The 20,594-nt window shown below is 71.1% G+C and carries 20 protein-coding genes; 10 read left to right on the top strand and 10 right to left on the bottom strand.

All coding sequences use genetic code 11. From position 1 onward, the window contains the following. Positions 1-42: 42 nt before the first annotated feature. The 4 genes from treY to KE274_RS00205 form a co-directional block, all read right to left on the bottom strand. Positions 43-2,391, bottom strand: coding sequence for a malto-oligosyltrehalose synthase (gene treY, locus KE274_RS00220; protein WP_211539667.1), 2,349 nt, complete (start codon positions 2,389-2,391; stop codon positions 43-45). Then, the gene (glgX, locus tag KE274_RS00215; RefSeq protein WP_211539665.1) at positions 2,388-4,565 is read right to left on the bottom strand and encodes a glycogen debranching protein GlgX; all 2,178 of its coding nucleotides are present in this window, start codon (positions 4,563-4,565) and stop codon (positions 2,388-2,390) included. The genes treY and glgX overlap by 4 nt, the downstream gene beginning before the upstream one ends. Continuing rightward, positions 4,562-4,849, bottom strand: a complete 288-nt coding sequence (locus KE274_RS00210; protein ID WP_211539663.1) for a hypothetical protein — start codon at positions 4,847-4,849, stop codon at positions 4,562-4,564. Before KE274_RS00210 ends, glgX begins: the two co-directional genes overlap by 4 nt. Before the next feature lie 120 nt (positions 4,850-4,969). Further along, entirely contained in the window at positions 4,970-5,539 is a 570-nt protein-coding gene (locus KE274_RS00205) for a dihydrofolate reductase family protein (RefSeq protein WP_211539661.1), read from the bottom strand. Positions 5,540-5,609: 70 nt separating this feature from the next. On the opposite strand from KE274_RS00205, the gene KE274_RS00200 reads away from it, so the two are divergent. The 6 genes from KE274_RS00200 (at position 5,610) to KE274_RS00175 (ending at position 12,044) form a co-directional block, all read left to right on the top strand. Continuing rightward, the gene (locus KE274_RS00200) at positions 5,610-6,176 is read left to right on the top strand and encodes a TetR/AcrR family transcriptional regulator (protein ID WP_211539659.1); all 567 of its coding nucleotides are present in this window, start codon (positions 5,610-5,612) and stop codon (positions 6,174-6,176) included. Positions 6,177-6,288: 112 nt separating this feature from the next. Continuing rightward, complete coding sequence (locus KE274_RS00195; protein WP_211539657.1) at positions 6,289-7,626, top strand: GAF domain-containing protein; 1,338 nt, start codon at positions 6,289-6,291, stop codon at positions 7,624-7,626. 9 nt (positions 7,627-7,635) lie between these two features. Next, positions 7,636-8,748 (top strand): epoxide hydrolase family protein, encoded by a 1,113-nt coding sequence (locus KE274_RS00190; RefSeq protein WP_211539655.1) that lies wholly within the window; start codon positions 7,636-7,638, stop codon positions 8,746-8,748. 110 nt (positions 8,749-8,858) lie between these two features. Beyond that, positions 8,859-10,409 carry an acetaldehyde dehydrogenase ExaC gene (exaC, locus tag KE274_RS00185; RefSeq protein ID WP_211539653.1) on the top strand — a complete coding sequence of 517 codons (1,551 nt, stop codon included), beginning with the start codon at positions 8,859-8,861 and terminating at the stop codon, positions 10,407-10,409. A 114-nt stretch (positions 10,410-10,523) separates the two neighbouring features. Then, positions 10,524-10,913 carry a DUF779 domain-containing protein gene (locus tag KE274_RS00180; protein WP_211539651.1) on the top strand — a complete coding sequence of 130 codons (390 nt, stop codon included), beginning with the start codon at positions 10,524-10,526 and terminating at the stop codon, positions 10,911-10,913. A 597-nt stretch (positions 10,914-11,510) separates the two neighbouring features. Next, a complete protein-coding gene (locus KE274_RS00175) occupies positions 11,511-12,044 on the top strand; it encodes a hypothetical protein (protein WP_211539649.1) in 534 nt (177 codons plus the stop codon). Positions 12,045-12,053: 9 nt separating this feature from the next. Here KE274_RS00175 and KE274_RS16825 read toward each other — a convergent pair whose 3' ends face one another. From KE274_RS16825 to KE274_RS00165, 3 genes are all read right to left on the bottom strand, one after another. Then, the gene (locus KE274_RS16825; RefSeq protein ID WP_439957705.1) at positions 12,054-12,275 is read right to left on the bottom strand and encodes a transposase; all 222 of its coding nucleotides are present in this window, start codon (positions 12,273-12,275) and stop codon (positions 12,054-12,056) included. Positions 12,276-12,390: 115 nt separating this feature from the next. Next, entirely contained in the window at positions 12,391-12,825 is a 435-nt protein-coding gene (locus KE274_RS16820) for an IS5 family transposase (protein WP_439957704.1), read from the bottom strand. Positions 12,826-12,976: 151 nt separating this feature from the next. Then, the gene (locus tag KE274_RS00165) at positions 12,977-13,852 is read right to left on the bottom strand and encodes a LysR family transcriptional regulator (protein WP_307872105.1); all 876 of its coding nucleotides are present in this window, start codon (positions 13,850-13,852) and stop codon (positions 12,977-12,979) included. A gap of 143 nt (positions 13,853-13,995) precedes the next feature. Between KE274_RS00165 and KE274_RS00160 the strand changes: the two genes are divergently transcribed. Both KE274_RS00160 and KE274_RS00155 read left to right on the top strand, forming a co-directional pair. Then, entirely contained in the window at positions 13,996-15,372 is a 1,377-nt protein-coding gene (locus KE274_RS00160) for an MFS transporter (RefSeq protein WP_211539639.1), read from the top strand. Beyond that, a complete protein-coding gene (locus KE274_RS00155) occupies positions 15,369-16,115 on the top strand; it encodes a 3-hydroxybutyrate dehydrogenase (RefSeq protein ID WP_211539637.1) in 747 nt (248 codons plus the stop codon). Before KE274_RS00160 ends, KE274_RS00155 begins: the two co-directional genes overlap by 4 nt. Before the next feature lie 225 nt (positions 16,116-16,340). Here KE274_RS00155 and KE274_RS00150 read toward each other — a convergent pair whose 3' ends face one another. Then, positions 16,341-17,450, bottom strand: coding sequence for a hypothetical protein (locus KE274_RS00150; RefSeq protein ID WP_211539635.1), 1,110 nt, complete (start codon positions 17,448-17,450; stop codon positions 16,341-16,343). Continuing rightward, positions 17,447-18,415 (bottom strand): hypothetical protein, encoded by a 969-nt coding sequence (locus KE274_RS00145; RefSeq protein WP_211539634.1) that lies wholly within the window; start codon positions 18,413-18,415, stop codon positions 17,447-17,449. The genes KE274_RS00150 and KE274_RS00145 overlap by 4 nt, the downstream gene beginning before the upstream one ends. A gap of 70 nt (positions 18,416-18,485) precedes the next feature. Between KE274_RS00145 and KE274_RS00140 the strand changes: the two genes are divergently transcribed. Both KE274_RS00140 and KE274_RS00135 read left to right on the top strand, forming a co-directional pair. Continuing rightward, the gene (locus KE274_RS00140) at positions 18,486-19,499 is read left to right on the top strand and encodes a hypothetical protein (RefSeq protein ID WP_211539632.1); all 1,014 of its coding nucleotides are present in this window, start codon (positions 18,486-18,488) and stop codon (positions 19,497-19,499) included. 32 nt (positions 19,500-19,531) lie between these two features. Next, positions 19,532-19,891, top strand: a complete 360-nt coding sequence (locus tag KE274_RS00135) for a hypothetical protein (RefSeq protein WP_307872104.1) — start codon at positions 19,532-19,534, stop codon at positions 19,889-19,891. Positions 19,892-19,894: 3 nt separating this feature from the next. Here KE274_RS00135 and KE274_RS00130 read toward each other — a convergent pair whose 3' ends face one another. Continuing rightward, positions 19,895-20,482, bottom strand: coding sequence for an Lrp/AsnC family transcriptional regulator (locus tag KE274_RS00130; RefSeq protein ID WP_211539630.1), 588 nt, complete (start codon positions 20,480-20,482; stop codon positions 19,895-19,897). Between the last annotated feature and the right edge of the window lie 112 nt (positions 20,483-20,594).

The following is a 20,594-nucleotide window of genomic DNA, read 5'->3' as shown; positions in this document are numbered from 1 at the left end:
GTCGCCAGCGGTGCCCACACCTCGATCACGCCCGTGCTCCTCTCACCGTGCGAGCTCGATCAGCGCCACGGGGTAGGTGTCGAGCAACTCCGCCAGACGCACCGGCCCTGGCGCGATGCGGCGACCCGTGAGCAGGTCGGTGCCCGGGATGTCCGGCCGCATCATCACGGTGTCGCCCCAGCCGCCGCGGCGGGCCAGGCCCACGGGGAGCCGCGTGGCGACCGCTGTGGCCCCGCCCCGGTGCACCGCGACCGCGTGCGCCGCCGCCTCGCCCTCGATCACGGCCGGACGGTAGAAGCGGAACAGCTCCGGGTTGTCGCGGCGGAGGCGCAGCGCCCGCGAGGTCACCAGCAGCTTGGCCTTCGCGGTGTCGTCGACCGGGGGGAGCACGCCGCGGGCGACCTCGGCGTCGAGCTCCCGCAGCAGCGCAGCGCGGTGCGCGAAGTCGACCGGGCGGCGGTTGTCGGGGTCCACGAGCGACAGGTCCCACAGCTCGGTGCCCTGGTACACGTCCGGCACGCCCGGGGCGGTGAGCTGCAGCAGCTTCGCCGACAGCGACACGACGCGGCCCGCGTCGACGATCTCCGCCACGAAACGATCGAGGATCGGGGCGGCCTCGCCCTCCACGGACCGCGCGATCGCCGCGAGACCCTCCTCGAACGCGGCGTCGGGGTGCTGCCAGGTGGTGCGTTCCGCGGCCTCGCGCGCAGCCTTGGTGGCGTAGGCGAGCAGTCGCTCCGACGACACCGGCCACGCGCCCACCGCGGCCTGCCACACCAGCGCGTCGAGCGGTCCGTGCCCGGTGGAGGCGACCGCGCGCAGTTCGTCGAGCACCTCGGCCCACCGCTCCGGCACCTCCGACAGCACCGACAGCCGCGCCCGCACGTCTTCCGAGCGCTTGGTGTCGTGCGTGGAGAGCGTCGTCATCGAGTGCGGCCATGCGGCCAGCCGTGCCCGCTGCGCCTCGTGGTACTCCGCGACCGTGACCGCGGAGATCGACGGGTCGGCGCCGACCTCGGTGAGCGTGCCCAGCCGGGTGTACCGGTAGAACGCGGTGTCCTCCACGCCCTTCGCCATCACCGCGCCGGTCACCTGCGGGAAGCGCTGCGCGACCTCCAGCGACGGATCGAGCAGCAGCGGCTCCAGCTCGGCGAACGCACCCTCCAGGTCGGGGCGCCGCCGCCGCGCCTCCGCGAACGCCGCGCGCAGGTGCTCGCTGCCCTCCGGCAGATACGCCCGGTACACCGGGAAGCACGCGACCAGCTCGGCCAGGGCGTCGTCGGCATGCACGATGCCGCGGGGCAGTGTGCGCACCAGACGGCGCACCTCCGCGACCAGCAGGGTGTCCGCGATCATCCGCTTCGTGTCGTGGATCAGGTCGGGCCACGCGGCCGCGGGCGGAAGCCCCGTCTCGGCGCGCAGCCGTGCGTCCAGCCGGTCGAGCGTCGCCACGCCCTCGGGGTCGACGAACAGCCGGTCCAGCTCGGCCAGCGCGTCGTACCCGGTGGTGCCGTCCGTGCGCCACCAGGCCGGCAGCGCCTCGCCCGGCTCCAGGATCTTCTCCACGAGGGTGTACGCGCGTCCGGTCGCATCGGCCAGCCGCTCCAGGTACCCGCCCGGATCGACGAGGCCGTCCGGGTGGTCGACGCGGAGGCCGTCCGCGAGGCCGTCGCGCAGCCACCGCAGGATCTCGCGGTGCGAGTCGGCGAACACGTCGGGCAGCTCCACGCGCAGCCCGGCGAGCTCGGACACGGCGAAGAAGCGCCGGTACGTGAGGTCGGTGTTCTGGTCCTCCCAGTACCGCAGCTCGTAGTGCTGGGCGGCGAGCAGGCGCGGCAGGTCGTCCGCCAGCGCGGCCGTCCCGGGGGCGAGGGGCAGCTCGTGCTCGAAGTAGCGCAGCACGCCGTCCGGCGCGTCGGGTGCGGGCGTCGTGTCGGGCACGAGGTCGCCGTTCGCGACGGCCTCGTCCGGGGTGGAGCCGAGCAGCGGCAGCAGCAGTCGCCCGCCGCCGGCCGCCCAGTCGATGTCGAAGGCCGCCGCGCGCCTGGTCTGCCGTCCGAGCCGCAGCACCTCCCACCACCACGGGTTCTGCCGCGGCACCGCGACGCCCACGTGGTTGGGCACGATGTCGACCAGCACGCCCAGACCCGCGTCGTGCGCGGCGGCCGCGAACCGCTCGAGCCCCGCCTCCCCGCCGCGCTCGGCGTCCACGCGCGAGTGGTCGACCACGTCGTACCCGTGGGTGGAGCCGCGCACGGCCGCGAGCAGCGGCGAGACGTACGCCCATGAGGCACCGAGGTCGGCGAGGTACGGCACGACCTCGGCCGCCGCGTCGAGCGGGAAGTCCCTACTGATCTGCAGGCGGTACGTCGACAGCGGTCGCCGGGTCATGCGTCGGCCTGCTCGCTCTGGGAGCGCAGCGAGGCGTCGACGGAGTCGTCGGTCGCGAGGGGTTCGCCGTCGATCTCGCGCAGCACGATCATGGCCTTGCCCTCCAGCGGGATCGTGGCGCGGGCGTCGAGCGGTCGGGCGTCGTCGAGCGCGCCTGCGGTATCCACGACCACCGACCATTCGCGCCCGTGGCGGTCGTCCGGCAGCACCAGCTCGACCGGTTCGTCGCCGCTGTTGAAGTAGACGACGAAGTTCACGTCCTCCACCGGGCGGCCACGGCGGTCGTTCTCGCGGATGCCGCGGCCGTTGAGGAACATGCCCACACAGCGCCCGAAGCCGGAGTCCCAGTCGTCCGGGGCCATCGGGCGGCCGTCCGGGCGCAGCCACTCCACGTCGGGGATGCGCTCGCCGTCCTCCGCCGCCACGGGCCGCCCGTCGAAGAAGCGGCTGCGGCGGAAGGTCGGGTGCTCGCGCCGGAGCCGGGCGACCGCGGCCGTGAACTCCACGAGCGGCAGGTCGGCGGCGTCCCAGTCGATCCAGGTGAGCTCGTTGTCCTGCGCGTAGCCGTTGTTGTTGCCGTGCTGCGTGCGGCCCAGCTCGTCGCCGTGCGAGATCATCGGCACGCCCTGCGACAGCAGCAGCGTGGCCAGGAAGTTGCGCTGCTGCCGTGCGCGCCGCCGGTTCACCTCGACGTCGTCGGTGGGACCCTCGACGCCGTTGTTGTCGGAGCGGTTGTGCGATTCGCCGTCGTTGTTGTCCTCGCCGTTGTCGTCGTTGTGCTTCTCGTTGTACGACACGAGGTCGCGCAGCGTGAAGCCGTCGTGCGCGGTGACGAAGTTGATCGACGCGACGGGTCGCCGCCCGGAGTGCTCGTACAGGTCGGCCGAGCCGGTGAGGCGCGACGCGAACTCGCCGAGCGCCTGGGGCTCGCCGCGCCAGAAGTCGCGCACGGTGTCGCGGTACTTGCCGTTCCACTCCGACCACTGCGGCGGGAAGTTGCCCACCTGGTAGCCGCCCGGCCCCACGTCCCACGGCTCGGCGATGAGCTTGACCTGCGACACCACCGGGTCCTGCTGCACGAGCTCGAAGAACGCCGCGAGGCGGTCCACGTCGTAGAACTCCCTGGCGAGCGTGGAGGCCAGGTCGAAGCGGAACCCGTCGACGTGCATCTCGGTGACCCAGTAGCGCAGCGAGTCCATGAGCAGCTGGAGGGCGTGCGGGTTGCCCGCGTTGAGGCTGTTCCCCGTGCCGGTGTAGTCGGTGTAGTACCGGCGGTCCTCCTCCAGCCGGTAGTACGCCTCGTTGTCGATCCCGCGCATCGAGAGCGTGGGGCCGAGGTGGTTGCCCTCCGCAGTGTGGTTGTACACCACGTCGAGGATCACCTCGATCCCGGCCTCGTGCAGGGTGCGGACCATGGCGCGGAACTCCTGCACCTGCTGGCCGTGCTGGCCGGTGGCGGAGTAGGCGTTGTGCGGGGCGAAGAACCCGAGGGTGTTGTAGCCCCAGTAGTTGGAGAGCCCCTTGTCCTGCAGCACCGAGTCGTTGACGAACTGGTGCACGGGCATGAGCTCGAGCGCGGTCACACCGAGGCGCTGCAAGTGTTCGACGATCGCGGGGTGGGCGATGCCGGCGTAGGTGCCGCGCAGCTCCTCCGGCACCTCGGGGTGCCGCTGGGTGAGGCCCTTCACGTGCGCCTCGTAGATCACGGTCTCGGCATAGGGGGTCTTGAGCGGACGGTCGCCCGCCCACTCGAAGAACGGGTTGATGACGACGCCCTTCACCATCGCGGCCGCAGAGTCGTCGTCGTTGCGCGACTCGGGATCGCCGAAGTCGTAGCCGAAGAGCGACTGCCCCCAGTCGATGTCGCCCGCGACGGCCTTGGCGTACGGGTCGAGGAGCAGCTTGTGGGGGTTGAACCGCTGACCGTTGGCGGGGTCGTGCGGGCCGTGCACGCGGTAGCCGTAGAGCTGCCCCGGCTGCACGGTGGGCAGGTAGCCGTGCCATACGTACGCGTCGACCTCGGTGAGCGGCACGCGCGTCTCGGTGCCGTCGTCGTCGAACAGGCAGAGCTCGACGCTCTCGGCGCCTTCGCTGAAGAGGGCGAAGTTGGTGCCCTGTCCGTCGAAGGTCGCGCCGAGCGGATAGGCCTCCCCGGGCCAGACCTCGCGGCTCATTCGGCGAGGGCGTGGTCGCGCGAACCGGCGGCCATGGCGCTCACGATCCCGACCGCGTTGTCGAAGTCGTAGACCTGCGCGACCTCGACGGCGCGCGCATAGGGGTGACCGAGGTAGCAGACGTAGAGGGGCGGCACGACGTCAATGTAACCCACGGGCGACGCGGCGTCGACGACATATCTGTCGAAGTCGATCCGCTCGCACGTCGGCTCCGCGGCACCGGCCGGACGGGGCGTTTCGGTGCGCTGCGAGGAGCCAGTGGGGATGGGTGTCTCGACGTTCATGGCGTCTCTCCTGACTCGTGGGGTGTGGCTTCACGTTAGGAAGGGACGCCGGATCGGAAAACGGCATTGCCACGCGGGCCGAGAGGGGGTATGGACCACGCCCCCTCCCGGCCGCGCGGTTCAGGCGACGGGACGCCGCGCGTACTCCGTGACCACGACGCCGGACTCGTAGGCGGTGGTGGTCTCGGCGTGGAAGCGCTCCGGACGGTAGGGGCGCTCGCCGAAGAGGGGGATGCCCGCCCCGAAGAGCAGCGGCTGCCGCTTGAGCACGAGGCGGTCGATCTCGTCGGCGAGGGTGGCGGCGAGGGCACCGCCGCCGCACAGCCAGATCGCCGCGCCCTCCTCCTGCTTGAGTCGCCGCACGACGGCCACGGGGTCTTCGGCGGTGACCTCCAGGTTCTCCGCCTCGGCCGTGTGCGTGCGGCTGAACACGATCTGACGCAGGTGGCGGTAGGGGCTGGGCAGCCCGCCCACCTGATAGGTGTTCCACCCCATCAGCACGGTGTCGAACACCTCGCGGCGCTGTTCGACGCCGAGCGCTTCGGCCGCGACGGTGGGGAGGGTGTCGGCGTAGCGGTCGTTGATGCCGTCCATGTGGTCGCCCTCGACGAGGAAGGCGTCGAATTCGCCGTGCGGTCCGGCGATGAAGCCGTCGAGCGTCACCGCGGCGAAGTACACGAGTTCTCGCATGATTCTCCATTCACTACAGATGTCGCGGTTGACACTACAACAGACGTAGTGATTGCGCTAGGGTCGAGTCATGGTCAAGAACGAGTCGCGCCGCCGCGTCCTCGCCGATGCGGGACTCACCGTGCTGGCCCGTGAGGGCTCCCGCGGGCTCACCCACCGCGCCGTCGACATCGAGGCGAACGTGCCCACTGGCACCACCTCCAACTACTTCCGCAGCCGAGACGCCCTGATCGAAGGCCTCGTCGACCGCATCGGGGAGCGGCTCGCCCCCACGCCCGACGATCTGGAGCGCCGCGCCGCCGGCACCCCCGGTCCTGCGCTGTTCGCCGATTACATCCGAGACATCGTGCGTCGCCTGACCGACGACCGCGACGTCACGCTCGCACTGTTCGAACTGCGCCTGGAGAGCGGCCGCCGACCCGAGCTCGCCGCGGTGCTCGGCGCGTGGCAGCGGGCCGGGTTCGACGCCGACGTCGCGTTCAACACGCAGGCGGGGCTCCCCGGCGGTCGCCGCGAGATCGCGCTGTTCCACTACGCGATCGACGGGCTGCTGCTCGACCGCCTGACCACCCCGATCGACCCGGACACCTCGACCGACGAGGTGATCGACGCCCTGGTAGACGGGCTGCTGCGCTGACCGTCCGAACCCTGCGCACGGTGGGCGAGGGGCGTGCGCGCCACGGTGTTCCGCCGGGGCAGCGCTGCTCCTACACTGAGGGGCACGCACGTTCTCGACGATCGGAGATCGCGTGTCTGCACCGTGGCGGGGTTCGCGCGGGCTGCTTCCCGAGGCACCGCGCCTGCTGGTCGAGCGTGCGCACGAGGAGCTGATCGCCGGCAACCTCGACGACCGCAGGCTGCAGGAGGTGCGCCCGCTCGTGCGGGAGTCGTGGGTGCGGTCGTGGCGCGGTCGCGTCGGACCGGAGGGCCTGCCGCCGCTGGAGCTGCACGCGGCCGAGCTCGACGAGTACCGCCGAGCGCACCCGCTCGCTTCCGCGATGGACCTCATCCGGGCGCTTCTGCTGCCCGGCAGCGCGGAGGACACCGGGGTCGTGGTCGCGGTCGGCGACCAGGCCGGACGGCTGCTGTGGATCGAGGGCGACGCGCAGCTGCGGTCGCTCACCGACGGCATGGGCTTCGTGGCCGGCGCGAACTGGTCGGAGGCGGCCGTGGGCACGAGCGCGCCCGGCACCGCCCTCGCGCTCGGGGAGTCGGTTCAGATCCGCGGGGCGGAGCACTACAACCGCCTCGTGCACCCGTGGTCGTGCAGCGCCGCGCCCGTGCGCGACCCGGAGACCCAGCGGGTGCTGGGGGTCATCGACATCACGGGCGGGCCGGAGGTGGTGACCCCCCAGGCGCGGCTGCTCGTGGACGCGACGGCGCGCGCGGTCGAGTCGGAGCTGCTCGTGGCCCGGCTCCGCACGCGCGCCGAGGCCCCGCGCAGTCGCCCGGCGCCCACGCGCCCCCGTGCCTCGGCCACCGCGCGGGCCCGGCTGCACGTGCTCGGCCGCGACCGCGCGCGGCTGGAGGTGGAGTCGGCGCACGAGGAGTCGGTGGTGGAGCTCAGCGCCCGGCACGCGGCGATCCTGCTGATGCTCGCGGTGCACCGGCAGGGGCTGTCGGCCGAGCGGCTCTGCGAGCTGGTGTACGGGCCCGACGTGTCGCCGGACACCCTCCGCCCGGAGATGGTGCGGCTGCGCAAGGTGCTGGAGCGCACGGCCCCCGACCTCGTGCCGGAGTCGCGGCCGTACCGGCTGCCCGCCGCGCTCGAGACCGATGCCCACGACGTGCTGTCGCTGCTCGATCGCGGCGCGCACCGGGTCGCCCTCACCGCCTACCGCGGACCCGTGCTGCCCGAGTCGCCGTCGCCGGGGGTGGAGGAGTTCCGCGACACCGTGCGCGCGGCGCTCCGGGAGGCGATGCTGTCGGAGGCGAGCCTGGACGTGCTGCTCGCCTACGCCGACATCCCCGAGGGGCAGGAGGACGTAGAGGTGCTGCGGCTCGCGTTGGAGATGCTGCCCGCGCGCTCGCCGCGGCGGGCGGGGCTGGTGACCCGCATCGAACGCGCTGTCGGTGGCCCGGCGTAGCGTCCGGGCATGACCGAGATCCGCCCGTTCCGCGTCCACGTGCCCGACGCCGTGCTCGACGATCTGCGCGACCGCCTGCGCCACGCCCGCCTGCTCGACGACTCCCCGCGGCGCATGCGCTCCGGCATGAGCGCGACGTGGCTGCGCGAGCTGGTCGACTCCTGGGCGACGTGGGACTGGCGGGCGCGTGAGGAATGGCTGAACGGGTTCCCGCAGTTCCTCGCCGAGGTCGGCGGCACCGACGTGCACTTCGCGCACCTGCGCTCCGACCGCGCCGACGCCCCGGCCCTGCTCATCATGCACGGCTGGCCGCACACGTTCGCGCTGCAGCTCGACGTGGCGGCGCTCCTGCCCGACCTGCACGTGGTGGTCGCGAGCCTGCCGGGCTTCGCGTTCTCGCCGCCCTATGCAGACGGGCCGGCCGACGAGCGCCGGTTCGCCGACACCATGCACCGCCTCATGACCGAGGTGCTCGGCTACACGTCGTACCTCACCTACGGCGAAGACGTCTCCGCGAACGTGAGCGACCTCATCGCGGCGTCGTATCCGGAGCAGGTGGCGGGAATCGTGGCCACCCACGCGCACTTCGGCACCCCGGAGGAGCGGGCCGCCAGCGACGACCCCGAGGTGACGGCGTTCTTCGCCCGGCTCGACGCCGAGCACGGCCCGAACGGCTCGTACGGGCACGTGCAGTGGGCGCGTCCCGACACGCTCGCCGCCGCGCTCAACGACTCCCCGGCCGGGCTGCTGGCGTGGGTCGCGGAGAAGCTGTCGGAGTGGGCCGACACCCCGGGCGACGATCCGGCCGCGGTCGAGGCCGTCCTCTCGCGCGACCGCATCCTCACCGAGGCGATGATCTACTGGGTCACGCAGAGCATCGCGAGCTCGTTCCGCCCGTACTACGAGGGCGCAGACACCCCCGCTCCGATGCCCGAGGTCACGGTGCCCGCTGCCGTGTTCATCCAGCGCCACGAGCACGACTACCCCGAAGGCCTCGCGCGGCGGTTCTACCGCGACCTGCGGGTGTTCGAGCGGCTGGAGCACGGCGGGCACTTCACGGTCGCCGAGGCGCCGGCGGCCATGGCCGAGCGGTTCCGGGCGTTCGCCGCGTCGCTCTCCTGAGGCGTGCAACCTCCTGCAACGTTGCGCACGGGGGTGCAACGGGGCGCGGCCTACCGTCGGAGGCAGCCGCTGAGCACCGACGCCGCGGCCCACCGTCGAAGGAGACCCCCATGACCATCGTCGAAGAAGACGTGTCGCTCGCCTACGCCGCTCCGGGGCAGCCCGGTGCCGTGGCGTCGTATCGCCCGCGCTACGGGCACTACATCGGCGGCGAGTTCGTCGACCCCGTGAAGGGCCAGTTCTTCGAGAACATCAGCCCGGTCAACGGCAAGCCGTTCACCGAGGTCGGCCGCGGCACGAGCGAGGACATCGACCGCGCGGTCGACGTCGCGTGGAAGGCGTTCTCGTCCTGGGGCAAGACCAGCCCCGCCGAGCGCTCCGTGATCCTCAACCGCATCGCCGACCGCATGGAGCAGCACCTGGAGCAGATCGCGGTCGCGGAGACCTGGGAGAACGGCAAGCCCGTGCGCGAGACCCTCGCCGCGGACATCCCCCTCGCGATCGACCACTTCCGCTACTTCGCCGGGGTGCTGCGGGCGCAGGAGGGCGGCATCAGCCAGCTCGACGAGAACACGGTCGCGTACCACTTCCACGAGCCGCTGGGCGTGGTGGGGCAGATCATCCCGTGGAACTTCCCGATCCTGATGGCGGTGTGGAAGCTGGCGCCGGCGCTCGCGGCGGGCAACTGCGTCGTGATCAAACCGGCGGAGCAGACACCCGCGTCGATCCTGTTCCTGTTCGACCTCATCGGCGACCTGCTGCCCGCGGGGGTCGTGAACATCGTGAACGGTTTCGGCATCGAGGCGGGGGCACCGCTCGCGCAGCACAAGCGCATCCGCAAGGTCGCGTTCACGGGGGAGACCACGACCGGGCGGCTGATCATGCAGTACGCGTCGCAGAACCTCATCCCGGTCACGCTGGAGCTCGGGGGCAAGAGCCCGAACGTGTTCTTCGAAGACGTGGCGCGCTCCACGAACGACCCGTTCTACGACAAGGCGCTCGAGGGCTTCACGATGTTCGCGCTGAATCAGGGCGAGGTGTGCACGTGCCCGTCGCGCGCGCTCATCCAGCGGTCGATCTACGACGGCTTCCTCGCCGACGGACTGGAGCGGGTGAAGAAGGTGGTGCAGGGCAACCCGCTCGACCCGGCGACCATGATCGGCGCGCAGGCGTCGAACGACCAGTTGGAGAAGATCCTGAGCTACATCGACATCGGGAAGCAGGGCGGGGCGCGGCTCCTCACGGGTGGGGAGCGCGCCGACCTCGGCGGCGACCTGAGCGAGGGGTTCTACGTGCAGCCGACCGTGTTCGAGGGCACGAACGACATGCGCATCTTCCAGGAGGAGATCTTCGGGCCGGTGCTGTCGGTGACCTCGTTCGACGACTTCGACGACGCGATCTCGATCGCCAACGACACCCTCTACGGGCTGGGTGCCGGGGTGTGGAGCCGCAGCGGCGACACCGCGTACCGCGCGGGTCGGGCGATCGAGGCGGGTCGCGTGTGGACGAACACGTACCACCAGTACCCGGCGCACGCCGCGTTCGGCGGGTACAAGCAGTCGGGCGTCGGCCGCGAGAACCACAAGATGATGCTCGACCACTACCAGCAGACCAAGAACCTGCTGGTCTCCTACGCCGAGGGCCCGATGGGCTTCTTCTGATCGGCCGTCCGGGCGGGCGCGGGGCGTCCGCCCGGAACCCTCCGGTCGTCGAGCGAGCGACGCGAAGAGCGGCCGGGTCTCGCGCGGCGACCGGACACACGGAAGGACGAGGTCATGACCACGAGCACGGCCGAACGGGTCGCGGTGACGGAGGCCGCCGCGGCGCTCGTGCGCGAGCTGACCGTGCAGCACGGCCCGCTGATGTTCCACCAGTCGGGCGGCTGCTGCGATGGCTCCGCGCCCATGTGCTACCCCGTGGGGATGTTCCTCACCGGTCCGGGCGACGTGCTGCTCGGCCGGCTCGAGGTGGGGCTGCCGCAGGGGGTCGAGGTGTTCATGTCGGCCGCGCAGTTCGAGTACTGGAAGTACACGCACCTCACGATCGACGTGGTGCCGGGGCGCGGTGCGGGGTTCAGCGTGGAGGGGCCGACCGGGATGCGGTTCCTCCTGCGCTCGCGCATGCTCACCCCCGCGGAACTGGAGTCCCTCGGTCTGCTCGGCTGAGTCGCCGTCGATAGTTTTCCTCTGTCGATCCTGTGGCGGTCGAGGCGACGGGCGAGCTCGGCATCGACGTCGTGGCCGCACTACCGACGAAGGCGAAGGCCAACAGTGGCACGGAGCTCTGGTGGATCTTGGAAGTAGTGGTGAAGTTCTCGCCTACATCCTCACAGCAGCTCTTGCGATCAGCGCTGGCTTGACGCTGGGGGCTGCACGCTCAAGCCGCCATAAGGCGGCTAGCTTGGTAGCGGGACTGCTCATCGTTGCATCGGTCGTTATTGCGAGCATCGCTGCTGGTACTCATGCTCCGTGGATGGGACCAATCTTTGCAATCGTTGCGGTGCTGACCACGCTTCTCACGGCGGCAGCAGCGAGCGGAGGCGACCCCGCGTTGAGGGGCGAGAGCTTCGGGCGTCGCGTCGCCCTGGTGTTGTCGAAACGGCATCAACGGCTCGTCGTTGACGAGGAGAACTAAGGCGTGTTGCTGAAGGTTGATTCGTGGTGTGCGGGTGACGCTTGGAGCGTGTCGCGTACTGAGATCTCCGATGAGGCCTGGGCTTGGTGACCGCCTGCCTATGCCAGGCGGATCGGTAGCCTGGGAGCATGCCGGAACTCTTCCGAAGTGCCGCCGGAACCTTGCAGGAAGCCGGGTGGACGTTTGAGCCGCCGACGTCGATGGAGAACGGCGTTCCCTCCCCGCTGCGCGCGGCACCCGAAACGGTGATCCGCTGGGTGTCCTCGTTCTCACTCCTGTCGAGCTCAGACGAGACGGTGTGGTTCTTGTCCCGCGACGACTACTCGACCGGCGCGGAGGGGGCGTTCGCGTGGAACGAGTGTGAACTGCTGAGCATCCAGGCTGCGACGACGGATGATGAGGCGGTCGCGGTCTCCCGTTTCTGGAGGCGCCACGCACCCATCCTGCTTTCCGTTCGCAACGGATACGAGTACCTGGCGGTGCGAGACGACGGAGCAGTCGTCCACGGTTCCGAGCCAGAGTTCGAAGAAGCGGTCGTCGTGTTCTCTCACTTCGAAGATCTGCTGAGGTACACCACCGCGCGGCCGGCCCGGCGCGACCAGGTCGTCGACAGTTTGCTGTTCGGTGCCGCCGACGTCACTGACCCGACGCCAGGCGACTAGGGGGTGTTGCTAAACCCATTGGAGTGTCGCGGCGAGGCAGATGGCGGAGTGGTAGTTGCGGGCGGTCTTGTCTGATCGCATCGCGATGCCGCGCCACTGCTTGAGCTTGTTGAAGCAGCGTTCGACGACGTTGCGGCGCTTGTAGCGCTCCTTCTGCTCGCGCCCGAAGTCGATGGGGCGGCCGGGGTGCTTGCGGCGGTGGGCGATCTGGTCGTCGCGTTCGGGGAGCATGCTCGTGTCCGCCGCCTGCGCGGGCGTCAGCACGAACGCCAGCGCCCGGGCTCGCCCGTCGCAGACCAGGTGGTTCTTGGTCGTCAGCCCACCGCGGGAGCCGCCGATCGCGTGGTCAGGAGGCTCGGCGCCGAACTTCTTGTAGTTCGACCGAGCCCCCTGTGTCGCGCTTCAGGGTCGCGCCGTGCTGGTGCACGCGCACGATGGTCGAGTTGATCGAAGCGACCCAGTCCAGTTCGCCTCGTTGATGCGCGAGCGACTGCGTCTTCTCGAGCACCCGTGCCCAGACGCCCTGTGCGGACCATCGGTTGAAGTTCTTGTAGATCGTGTTCCAGTTCCCGAATCGCTCAGGGACATCCCGCCATGGCGCGCCGGTCCGGTATCGCCACGCGGTCGCCTCAACGACAGCGCGGCGATCCACCGGCGGACGCCCCGTCGCCTTCACGGCAGGAAACAGCGGCCCGATCACAGCCCAGGCCTCATCGGAGATCTCAGTACGCGACGCGCTCCGAGCGTCACCCGCACACCACGAATCAGCCTTTAGCAACACGCCCTAGAGCGAATCAGACACGGGAGGGGGCGGAGGCTGAAAGCGTCCGCCCCCTCCCGTGCACTGCTATCGACTGATGCCGTGGCCTCGTTGCGGCCGTCGCTTGAGGTGTAGCCCACACTGCCTGCTGACACGGACGCCAGGGCGACGCTCAGGCGCTGAGGCCGTCGAGCATGGCCCGGGAGGCGCGGGTGCGGGCGCGCAGTGCGTCGGCGAGGGCGGCGACGGCCGGCAGGCGCAGCGACTCCGGCCGGGCGACCATGTAGTAGGGCAGCTTCTCGGCGAACACCGACGGCAGCAGTCGCACGAGGTCGTCGTGGCGGTCGGCGGCGAAGCACGGCAGCAGCCCGATGCCCGCGCCCGCCCTGGTGGCCTCGACGTGCACGAACACGTTGGTGGAGGTGAGGCCGTCCTGCATGCCGGGCACGAGTCGTCGCGGCAGGTCGAGCGCATCCACCTGCAGCATCGAGTCGACGAAGTACACCAGGCGGTGTCGTTCCAGCTCCTCGCGCGTGGCGGGGGTGCCCGCCCGGTCGAGGTAGTCGCGCGACGCGTACATGCCGAGGGTGTAGGTCCCGAGCTTGACCGCGTGGGCGCGACGGGTCTGCGGCGCGCCCACCACCACCTCGAGGTCGAGGCCGGCGCGGTGCTCGGCGGCGCGGCGGGTCGCGGCGACGATCTCCACGGTCAGCCGCGGGTGCGTCAGGCGCAGGTCGGCGATCGCGGGCGCGGCGATGTAGGCGCTGAACCCGTCCGTGGCCGACATCCGCACGACCCCGGCGATCGGGTCGGGCGTCTCGGTGCCGCCGTCGTCGAGCTGCGACAGCGCGGCCTCGATGCGGCCGCCGGTCTCCGCAGCGGTGCGGCCGAGGTCGGTGAGCTCCCACCCCGACGCCGACTGCGCGACCACCCGTCCGCCGAGCGCATCCTCGAGGGCGGCGATGCGGCGCGCCACCGTGGTGTGGTCGAGGCCGAGGTGCGCGGCGGCGCTGGTGTAGCGGCCGGTGCGGGCGACGGCGAGCAGCACGAGCAAATCGTCTGCCCGGGGTCGCTTCGCCGCCTCCACTCTGCAATTATGCACAGTGGCTGCGCGCGACTGGGCATTGCTGCATGCCGCCCCGCTACCGACACTGGTCGGGAGGTGTCACCGTCGACACCCGAAGGAGAGACATGGCATCCCCCACTGCGGCATCCCCCGCGACCTCCCCGTCCAAGCTGAAGCGCGTCGTCGCGGCCTCGATGGCCGGGACGGTCGTCGAGTGGTACGAGTTCTTCCTCTACGCCACCGCCGCCAGCCTCGTGTTCGGCACGTACTTCTTCCCGGCGACCGGATCGCCGCTCGACGGCATCATCGCGGCGTTCGTCACCTACGCGGTCGGCTTCATCGCCCGCCCCCTCGGCGGCATCGTGTTCGGGCAGATCGGCGACCGCTTCGGTCGCAAGCCCACGCTCCAGGCCACGATCATCATCGTCGGCGCCGCGACCTTCCTGATGGGCTGCCTGCCCGGGTTCCAGAGCATCGGCTACTGGGCCCCCGCGATGCTCGTGGCGCTGCGCTTCATCCAGGGCTTCGCGGTGGGCGGCGAATGGGGCGGCGCGGTGCTGCTGGTCGCCGAGCAGAGCCCCGACCGCTCGCGCGCCTTCTGGTCGAGCTGGCCCCAGGCCGCGGTGCCGGTGGGCAACCTGCTCGCCACGCTCGTGCTGCTCGTGAGCTCGTGGGTCATGAGCTCGGCGGCGTTCCTCGAGTGGGGCTGGCGCATCGCGTTCTGGCTCTCCGCCGTGATCGTGCTCGTCGGCTACTACATCCGCCGTCACGTCGAGGAGGCCCCGATCTTCCTGGAGGCGAAGGCCCAGGTGGAGGCGGAGAAGTCCACCTCCTACGGCGTGGTCGAGGTGCTGCGCCGCTACCCGGTCGGCATCGTGCAGGCCATGGGGCTCCGGTTCGCGGAGAACATCGTCTATTACATCGTGGTGAGCTTCACGATCGTCTACCTCAAGACCGTGCACGAGTACGACACGAGCCAGCTGCTGCTCGCGCTGCTGATCGCCCACGTCGTGCACTTCGCGGTCATTCCGCAGGTCGGACGGCTCGCCGACCGGTGGGGCCGCAAGCCGGTGTACCTGACCGGGGCGATCCTCAGCGCAACCTGGGCGTTCTTCGCCTTCCCGCTGTTCGACACCCTCAACCCGGCGCTGATCGTGCTCGCCGTGACGATCGGCCTGTGCTTCCACGCCTTCATGTACGCGCCGCAGCCGGCCGTGATGGCGGAGCTGTTCCCCACCCGGATGCGGTACTCGGGTGTCTCGCTGGGCTCGCAGGTCACGGCGATCCTGGCCGGTTCGCTCGCGCCGATCCTCGCGATCCAGTGGCTGCGCGATTTCGGGTCGTGGCTGCCGATCGCGATCTACATCGTGTTCGCGTGCGTGGTCACCGCGGTCGCCGTGCTGTCGCTGCGGGAGACCACGGGTATCTCGCTGCAGGCCATCGACGAGGAGGACGCCGCCCGCACGGCCGCCCGCGCCGAGGCGGCGAGGGTCACGGCATGACGGATCTGCACGGACGCACGGCCCTCGTCACGGGGGGAGCGAGCGGGATCGGCGCGGCATGCGCCAGGGCGCTCTCCGCGGCGGGGGCCCGCGTCACGGTGGCCGACATCGACGGCGACGCGGCGCGGAGCCTGGCGGCCGAGATCGGCGGGGAGGCGTGGGAGGTCGACCTGTCGGACGTCGCGGCGCTCGCCGCCGTGCGCCTCGACACCGACATCCTCGTGAACAACGCGGGGGTGCAGCACGTGAGCCCCATCGAGGACTTCGAGCCGGAGCGCTTCTCGCTGCTGCTGCGGCTGATGCTGGAGGCGCCGTTCCTGCTGATCCGCGCGGCCCTGCCCGGCATGTACGAGCGCGGGTTCGGGCGGGTCGTGAACCTGTCGAGCGTGCACGGCCTGCGGGCCTCGCCGTTCAAGGCGGCGTACGTCGCGGCGAAGCACGGGCTGGAGGGCCTGTCGAAGGTCACGGCCCTGGAGGGCGCGGAGCACGGCGTCACCAGCACCTGCGTGAACCCCGGCTACGTGCGCACGCCCCTGGTGGAGCGGCAGATCGCGGATCAGGCGCGCGTGCACGGCATCCCGGAGAACGAGGTGCTGGAGCGCGTGCTGCTGACCGAGTCGGCGATCAAGCGCCTCGTGGAACCGGAGGAGGTCGCCGCGCTCGTAGTGTGGCTGGCGGGCGACGCGGCCGGCATGGTGACGGGGGCGAGCTACACGATGGACGGCGGCTGGTCGGCCCGCTGACCGCCTCGCACGGGGGAAGCGCATGCGTCTGCATGGACGCAACCGAGCGCAACGTCGACCGGTATACCATCTCGGCAGGCGCCCGCGGTGTCAGTCCCCAGCTGGCCGGGCGGGCGCGACGGCATCGCCGTCATGCGGAGGGAACGTCGAATTCCTTTCGATCCCGAGGGGGGATGGGGTGGGAGCTGATCCCCAGACGGCACCCACCCCCACTTCGGACCGCGCTCAGTTCCAGCGCGTCAGCAGCCAGAACGCCGCGAAGCCGATCACGACGATCAGGGGCAGCCACGTCCCGGTGCGCTTGAGTCGCCGTCCCTGCGGCGCGACGCCGGGCGGGGGAGTGAGCAGTCCGGCCGGGGGAGCGAACGGCAGCGCGTGCCCGCCGGCGGCTCCGGTCGCGGCGGGCGACGGGCGCTGCGCAGCCAGACGGTCGTCGCGCCACCTGGCCCACTGGTCGAACTTCGTCAGCAGCGCGCCGACCGCCCCGAACAGCCACGCCCAGGTCGCGGGATCGAGGGTCGAGGCCTCACGCGGCGTGTACAGGAAGAGCCAGTCGTCGACGATCTCCACGTCGAGCTGCGCGGCGTTGTCGATGAACCGCGCCATGATGTCGGGCGTGAACAGGTAGAGCGCGTCCTGCTCGTAGCCCTCGGGGCAGTACAGCGTGAAGTGCCGGTCGAAGTCGCCCTCGAGCGACAGCCGTTGCGCGCGCTGGAACGAGGCGGGGAGGTTGGAGCCGAAGCCGTTGTTGCCCTTCGCGTCGAGCACGATGTTGGGCAGCGGCACGTCGAGCTTCACCGCGACGTAGCCCCAGCGGTAGGTGGTGGAGTTCTTCCCCGACTGCACCGTGTACTGGTAGTTGCCGAACTCCACGAACCGCGGTCGGGTTCCTCGCACGAGGTCGGTGGCGAGGCGCGACCGACCGATGCTGAAGATCATCCCGGGCAGCGGGGGGTCGGCGATGCTGGCCTCGTAGGTCATGCCGTTGGCTTGGGCGAAGCGGTGCAGCCGATACCGCGTGAGCTGCGTCGCCCGCACGCGCATCCAGATCAGCACGCCCACCGCGGCCGCGAGGAGCAGGAGCAGCACGATCGGGATCGCCGCGGCCCCGGGGCTCCCGGTCGCGGCGGCGAGGCTGAGCATCACGGAGAACAGGAGCGGCACGAACACCAGGGCCGCGATCGACAGGGCGACGATCGCGATCACGGTCCCCACCGCGACCCCGGTCGTGCGACGGGCGCGCAGCTCTGCGGCGAAGGCGCGCACCGCGGCGGCGTCGACCGGCTCGGTGAGCGGCCGCGCGTCGAAGCTCGGCGGCGCGGCGGGGGTCGTCATCGGTTCACCTCGTCCGCGTCCCAGCCGAGGTCGGCGCCCTCGCGCAGCGCGTGGGCCTCCAGGCGCGGGTCGGTGCAGATCGCACGCACGAGCTCGGAGGGTCCGGCGACGACCGTCGAGTCGAAGTCGATCTCCGACACCATCACCCAGGCGCGGTCGTCGGGCCACAGCAGGCTCGGGCTCTGCGCCGACGGCGGGAAGCCGTGCTCCTCCGCGGCGAGGTCGCGCCACGGCGCCCGCAGCACCCAGTCGGGGTCGGCGAACTCCGACGCCCCGGCGGTGAACGGCACGTGGTCACGCATCGGGAGCCGCAGTCGCGGGCCCTCGGAGATCTCGCGCGACAGGATGCCCTCCTGCCAGGTGGGCTTGCGGAAGCCGTTGTTGAACGGGTCGTGGGTGCTGCGCTCCAGCATCGCGAGGTGGTGAGGGGCGTCGTCGAACCCGAGGAACGCGCGCGACGGCGTCTGGCCGAAGAACCCGACCAGTCCGCCCCACCCCTCCCACAGCGCGGCGCCACCCGCGTCGGGGGTGGAGGTGTGCGCGGCGAGATGGGTCGCGAGCACGGCCAGCAGGTCGGGGTCGAGCTCCCCCTCCTGCGGCGCGCTGTACTCGCGGCCGTCCGGTCCGATGCGGGTGCGCCAGTCGCCGTCGACCGGGGTGCGCACGATCCGCTGCCACTGCGCGGTCGCGTGCATCGTGGTGCCGAACACGGCGGCGGTGTCGGCCCAGCTCACGCGCTCGCCGTCGAACTGCGCGGAGAGGCGCGCGCGCTCCGGCTCGGGCAGGCGCTCCCACTCGTCCGGGGTGGGGGAGGGGCGGTCGGGCAGCGACCGGACGACGGCGGGGTGGAACACGCGCGCGTAGGCCGGGTAACCACGCGGCACGACGACGTGCATGTCGCCCGCGGCGTCGTCGAGGCGGTCGCGCAGCCACGCACCGGGGGTCGGGTCGGGCATCCACTCCATGCGACAACGGTACCGGCGATATGTTGGTCGCCTGGGTGGATGCCGTCCACGTTCTCGGGGGAGTTCTCGCATGGTGAATCAGGCGCAGGCCGTGTCCGGACCGCTGGTGTTCCGGCGCCATCCGGTGCGGGCCGTCGTCGGGGCGATCGTGCTGTCGGCGGTGCTATCGGCGGCGACGCTGTTCCTCCTGCCGCGGTTCCTCCCGCGCACCATGCCGATCGCGGACCGCGGGGTCGTGGTGCTGGTCGTGGCGATCGCGCTCACGCTGGCCGTGTTCGCGGGGTTCCTGTGGTTTCGCAACGTGCGGGTGGTCGTCACGCCGGACGCGGTCGAGATCGGCCGCGCGGGCAACCGCGAGTCGTATCCGCGCGCCGTCACTGGGTTCCGCCCGAGGGTGACCGAGCACCGCACGAACGGCCTCCCCAGCGGCACGACGCGCGCCCTGGTCGTGTACTCGGGCGACCGCGAGATCACGATCGAGCTGCCGGGGTACACCCGCGCCACGTTCAACGCCCTGATGGCGGAGCTGGCGCCGGTCGCGCAGCCGCCGGCGGAGAGTCCGGTCGAGGCCGCGCGGGCACGGGCGCAACTGCCGTCGTCGTTCACGGTCGACGCGGGGCAGGAGCGTCGCTTCGCTACCGGCCTCCTGCTGGCCGCGCTCGCGCTCCTCGCCGTGGCGGCCGCGGTGACCCTGGTGGCGCTGAGCCCCGGCTTCCTCGACGGTGAGCTGTCGGCGCTCGTGCTGATCGTGCCGTTCGCCGCGGTGGCCGCGGTGGGCCTGGGCATCGGCGCGATCCAGCGCTTCCGGGTGCTGCGGTCGATCCCGGCGCGCATCACGGTCAGCCGTCAGGGGCTGCGCCTGGACGACGTGGAGCAGCCGTTCGCGCAGCTCCGTCGTATCTGGATGACCCCGGCCGGCTACCCCGTCCGCCGCCTGCGGCTGGATCGCACGGACGGCCGCCGCACCCGGCACCTGCTGGCGTCGTCGCGGGTCACGACCAGTCCCGACTACGCCGAGCTGCTGCTGGCCGTGCGCGCCGACACCGCGCATCTTCCCGGGCTGCTCTCGCTCGACCTGGAGTGAGCGGCGTCCGCGGCATCCCCCATAATCGAGGGGTGACTGCGACTGCGACCCTTCCCTCTCTCGACGGCCGACGCTTCCGCATGGTGTCGTCCACCACTTCGGCGGTCGACCCCGATGCTCCCAGCGTGTTCGAGTACTTCGAGCGCGACGGCGCGATCTGGGGCGGGTACGAGGGCGACACGGTCACGTTCGGCAAGTTCGTCGGCACCCGCACGGGCGACACCATCTGGGTCTCGTTCGTGCACGTGCTCAAGGCCGACGGCTCCGTGGTCACGGGCGACGGCGAGAGCGAGCTCGAGCTCACCGACGACGGCCGCATCCGCCTCGTGGAGCACTACGAGATGCACGGCCTCCCGCAACTCAGCGTGGTCGAGGAGATCCCGGCCGCCTGAGCCTCAGCGCGGGGGGAGGGTGTCGCGGCCGGGGGAGGCGGGCGTCCAGCGGGTCATGCCCAGCGGCACCTCGGTGTCGCGTTCCGGCAGGTCGGCGGGCAGCAGGTAGGGGCGCCGGATCACCTCGTCGAGCACCACGACGCTCACCACGGTGCGCACCTCGGGCAGCTGGGCGATCACGCCCGTGGAGAACTCGTGCACGCCGCTCACGTCCACGGCGCGGATGAGCAGCATGGCGTCGTGCTCCCCGGTGGTGATGGCGCACCACTCCACGTCGGGCATCTCGATGATGCGCTCGCGGAACGAGGCCCACGCCTGCGGCATGACGGTGACGAACACGAGCGCGCCGATCGACAGCCCGGCCTTGGCCTGATCCACGCGGGCGCTGAAGCCGGTGATGACGCCGTCGTGCACGAGGGACTCGACACGGGTGTACGCGCTGGCCCGGGAGATGCCCACCTTCTCGGCGAGCGCGGCGATCGAGACGCGACCGTTATCACGCAGAACGTCGAGGATTCTGTACGCCGTCTCGTCGAGTGGGGCGGCACTTCGTCCAGAATGCTTCGACGGATCCGCATCCTTGCTGGACATATTGCTCCTGACATCCGAGGTTCTGGACAAAGCGTGCTGATGTGACGTGCACTTGCTGGACACATCGTCGCATATGATGCGAATCTGATCACCGGTCGTCCACTTCGGACAC

It is taken from the genome of Microbacterium paraoxydans (assembly GCF_018224615.1).
Taxonomy (GTDB): Bacteria; Actinomycetota; Actinomycetes; order Actinomycetales; family Microbacteriaceae; genus Microbacterium; species Microbacterium paraoxydans_B.
This window is presented reverse-complemented; position numbering and strand designations above follow the sequence as displayed.

Bases quoted from the DNA above. Each gene is read 5' to 3' on its own strand.
- KE274_RS00155 (WP_211539637.1), top strand. From the start codon at position 15,369: ATGACGGATCTGCACGGACGCACGGCCCTCGTCACGGGGGGAGCGAGC.
- KE274_RS00150 (WP_211539635.1), bottom strand. From the start codon at position 17,450: ATGACGACCCCCGCCGCGCCGCCGAGCTTCGACGCGCGGCCGCTCACC.
- KE274_RS00190 (WP_211539655.1), top strand. From the start codon at position 7,636: ATGACCGAGATCCGCCCGTTCCGCGTCCACGTGCCCGACGCCGTGCTC.
- KE274_RS00210 (WP_211539663.1), bottom strand. From the start codon at position 4,849: ATGAACGTCGAGACACCCATCCCCACTGGCTCCTCGCAGCGCACCGAA.
- treY (WP_211539667.1), bottom strand. From the start codon at position 2,391: ATGACCCGGCGACCGCTGTCGACGTACCGCCTGCAGATCAGTAGGGAC.
- KE274_RS00200 (WP_211539659.1), top strand. From the start codon at position 5,610: ATGGTCAAGAACGAGTCGCGCCGCCGCGTCCTCGCCGATGCGGGACTC.
- KE274_RS00130 (WP_211539630.1), bottom strand. From the start codon at position 20,482: ATGTCCAGCAAGGATGCGGATCCGTCGAAGCATTCTGGACGAAGTGCC.
- KE274_RS00160 (WP_211539639.1), top strand. From the start codon at position 13,996: ATGGCATCCCCCACTGCGGCATCCCCCGCGACCTCCCCGTCCAAGCTG.
- KE274_RS00205 (WP_211539661.1), bottom strand. From the start codon at position 5,539: ATGCGAGAACTCGTGTACTTCGCCGCGGTGACGCTCGACGGCTTCATC.
- KE274_RS00180 (WP_211539651.1), top strand. From the start codon at position 10,524: ATGACCACGAGCACGGCCGAACGGGTCGCGGTGACGGAGGCCGCCGCG.
- KE274_RS00140 (WP_211539632.1), top strand. From the start codon at position 18,486: ATGGTGAATCAGGCGCAGGCCGTGTCCGGACCGCTGGTGTTCCGGCGC.
- KE274_RS00175 (WP_211539649.1), top strand. From the start codon at position 11,511: ATGCCGGAACTCTTCCGAAGTGCCGCCGGAACCTTGCAGGAAGCCGGG.
- KE274_RS16825 (WP_439957705.1), bottom strand. From the start codon at position 12,275: ATGCTCCCCGAACGCGACGACCAGATCGCCCACCGCCGCAAGCACCCC.
- glgX (WP_211539665.1), bottom strand. From the start codon at position 4,565: ATGAGCCGCGAGGTCTGGCCCGGGGAGGCCTATCCGCTCGGCGCGACC.
- exaC (WP_211539653.1), top strand. From the start codon at position 8,859: ATGACCATCGTCGAAGAAGACGTGTCGCTCGCCTACGCCGCTCCGGGG.
- KE274_RS00145 (WP_211539634.1), bottom strand. From the start codon at position 18,415: ATGGAGTGGATGCCCGACCCGACCCCCGGTGCGTGGCTGCGCGACCGC.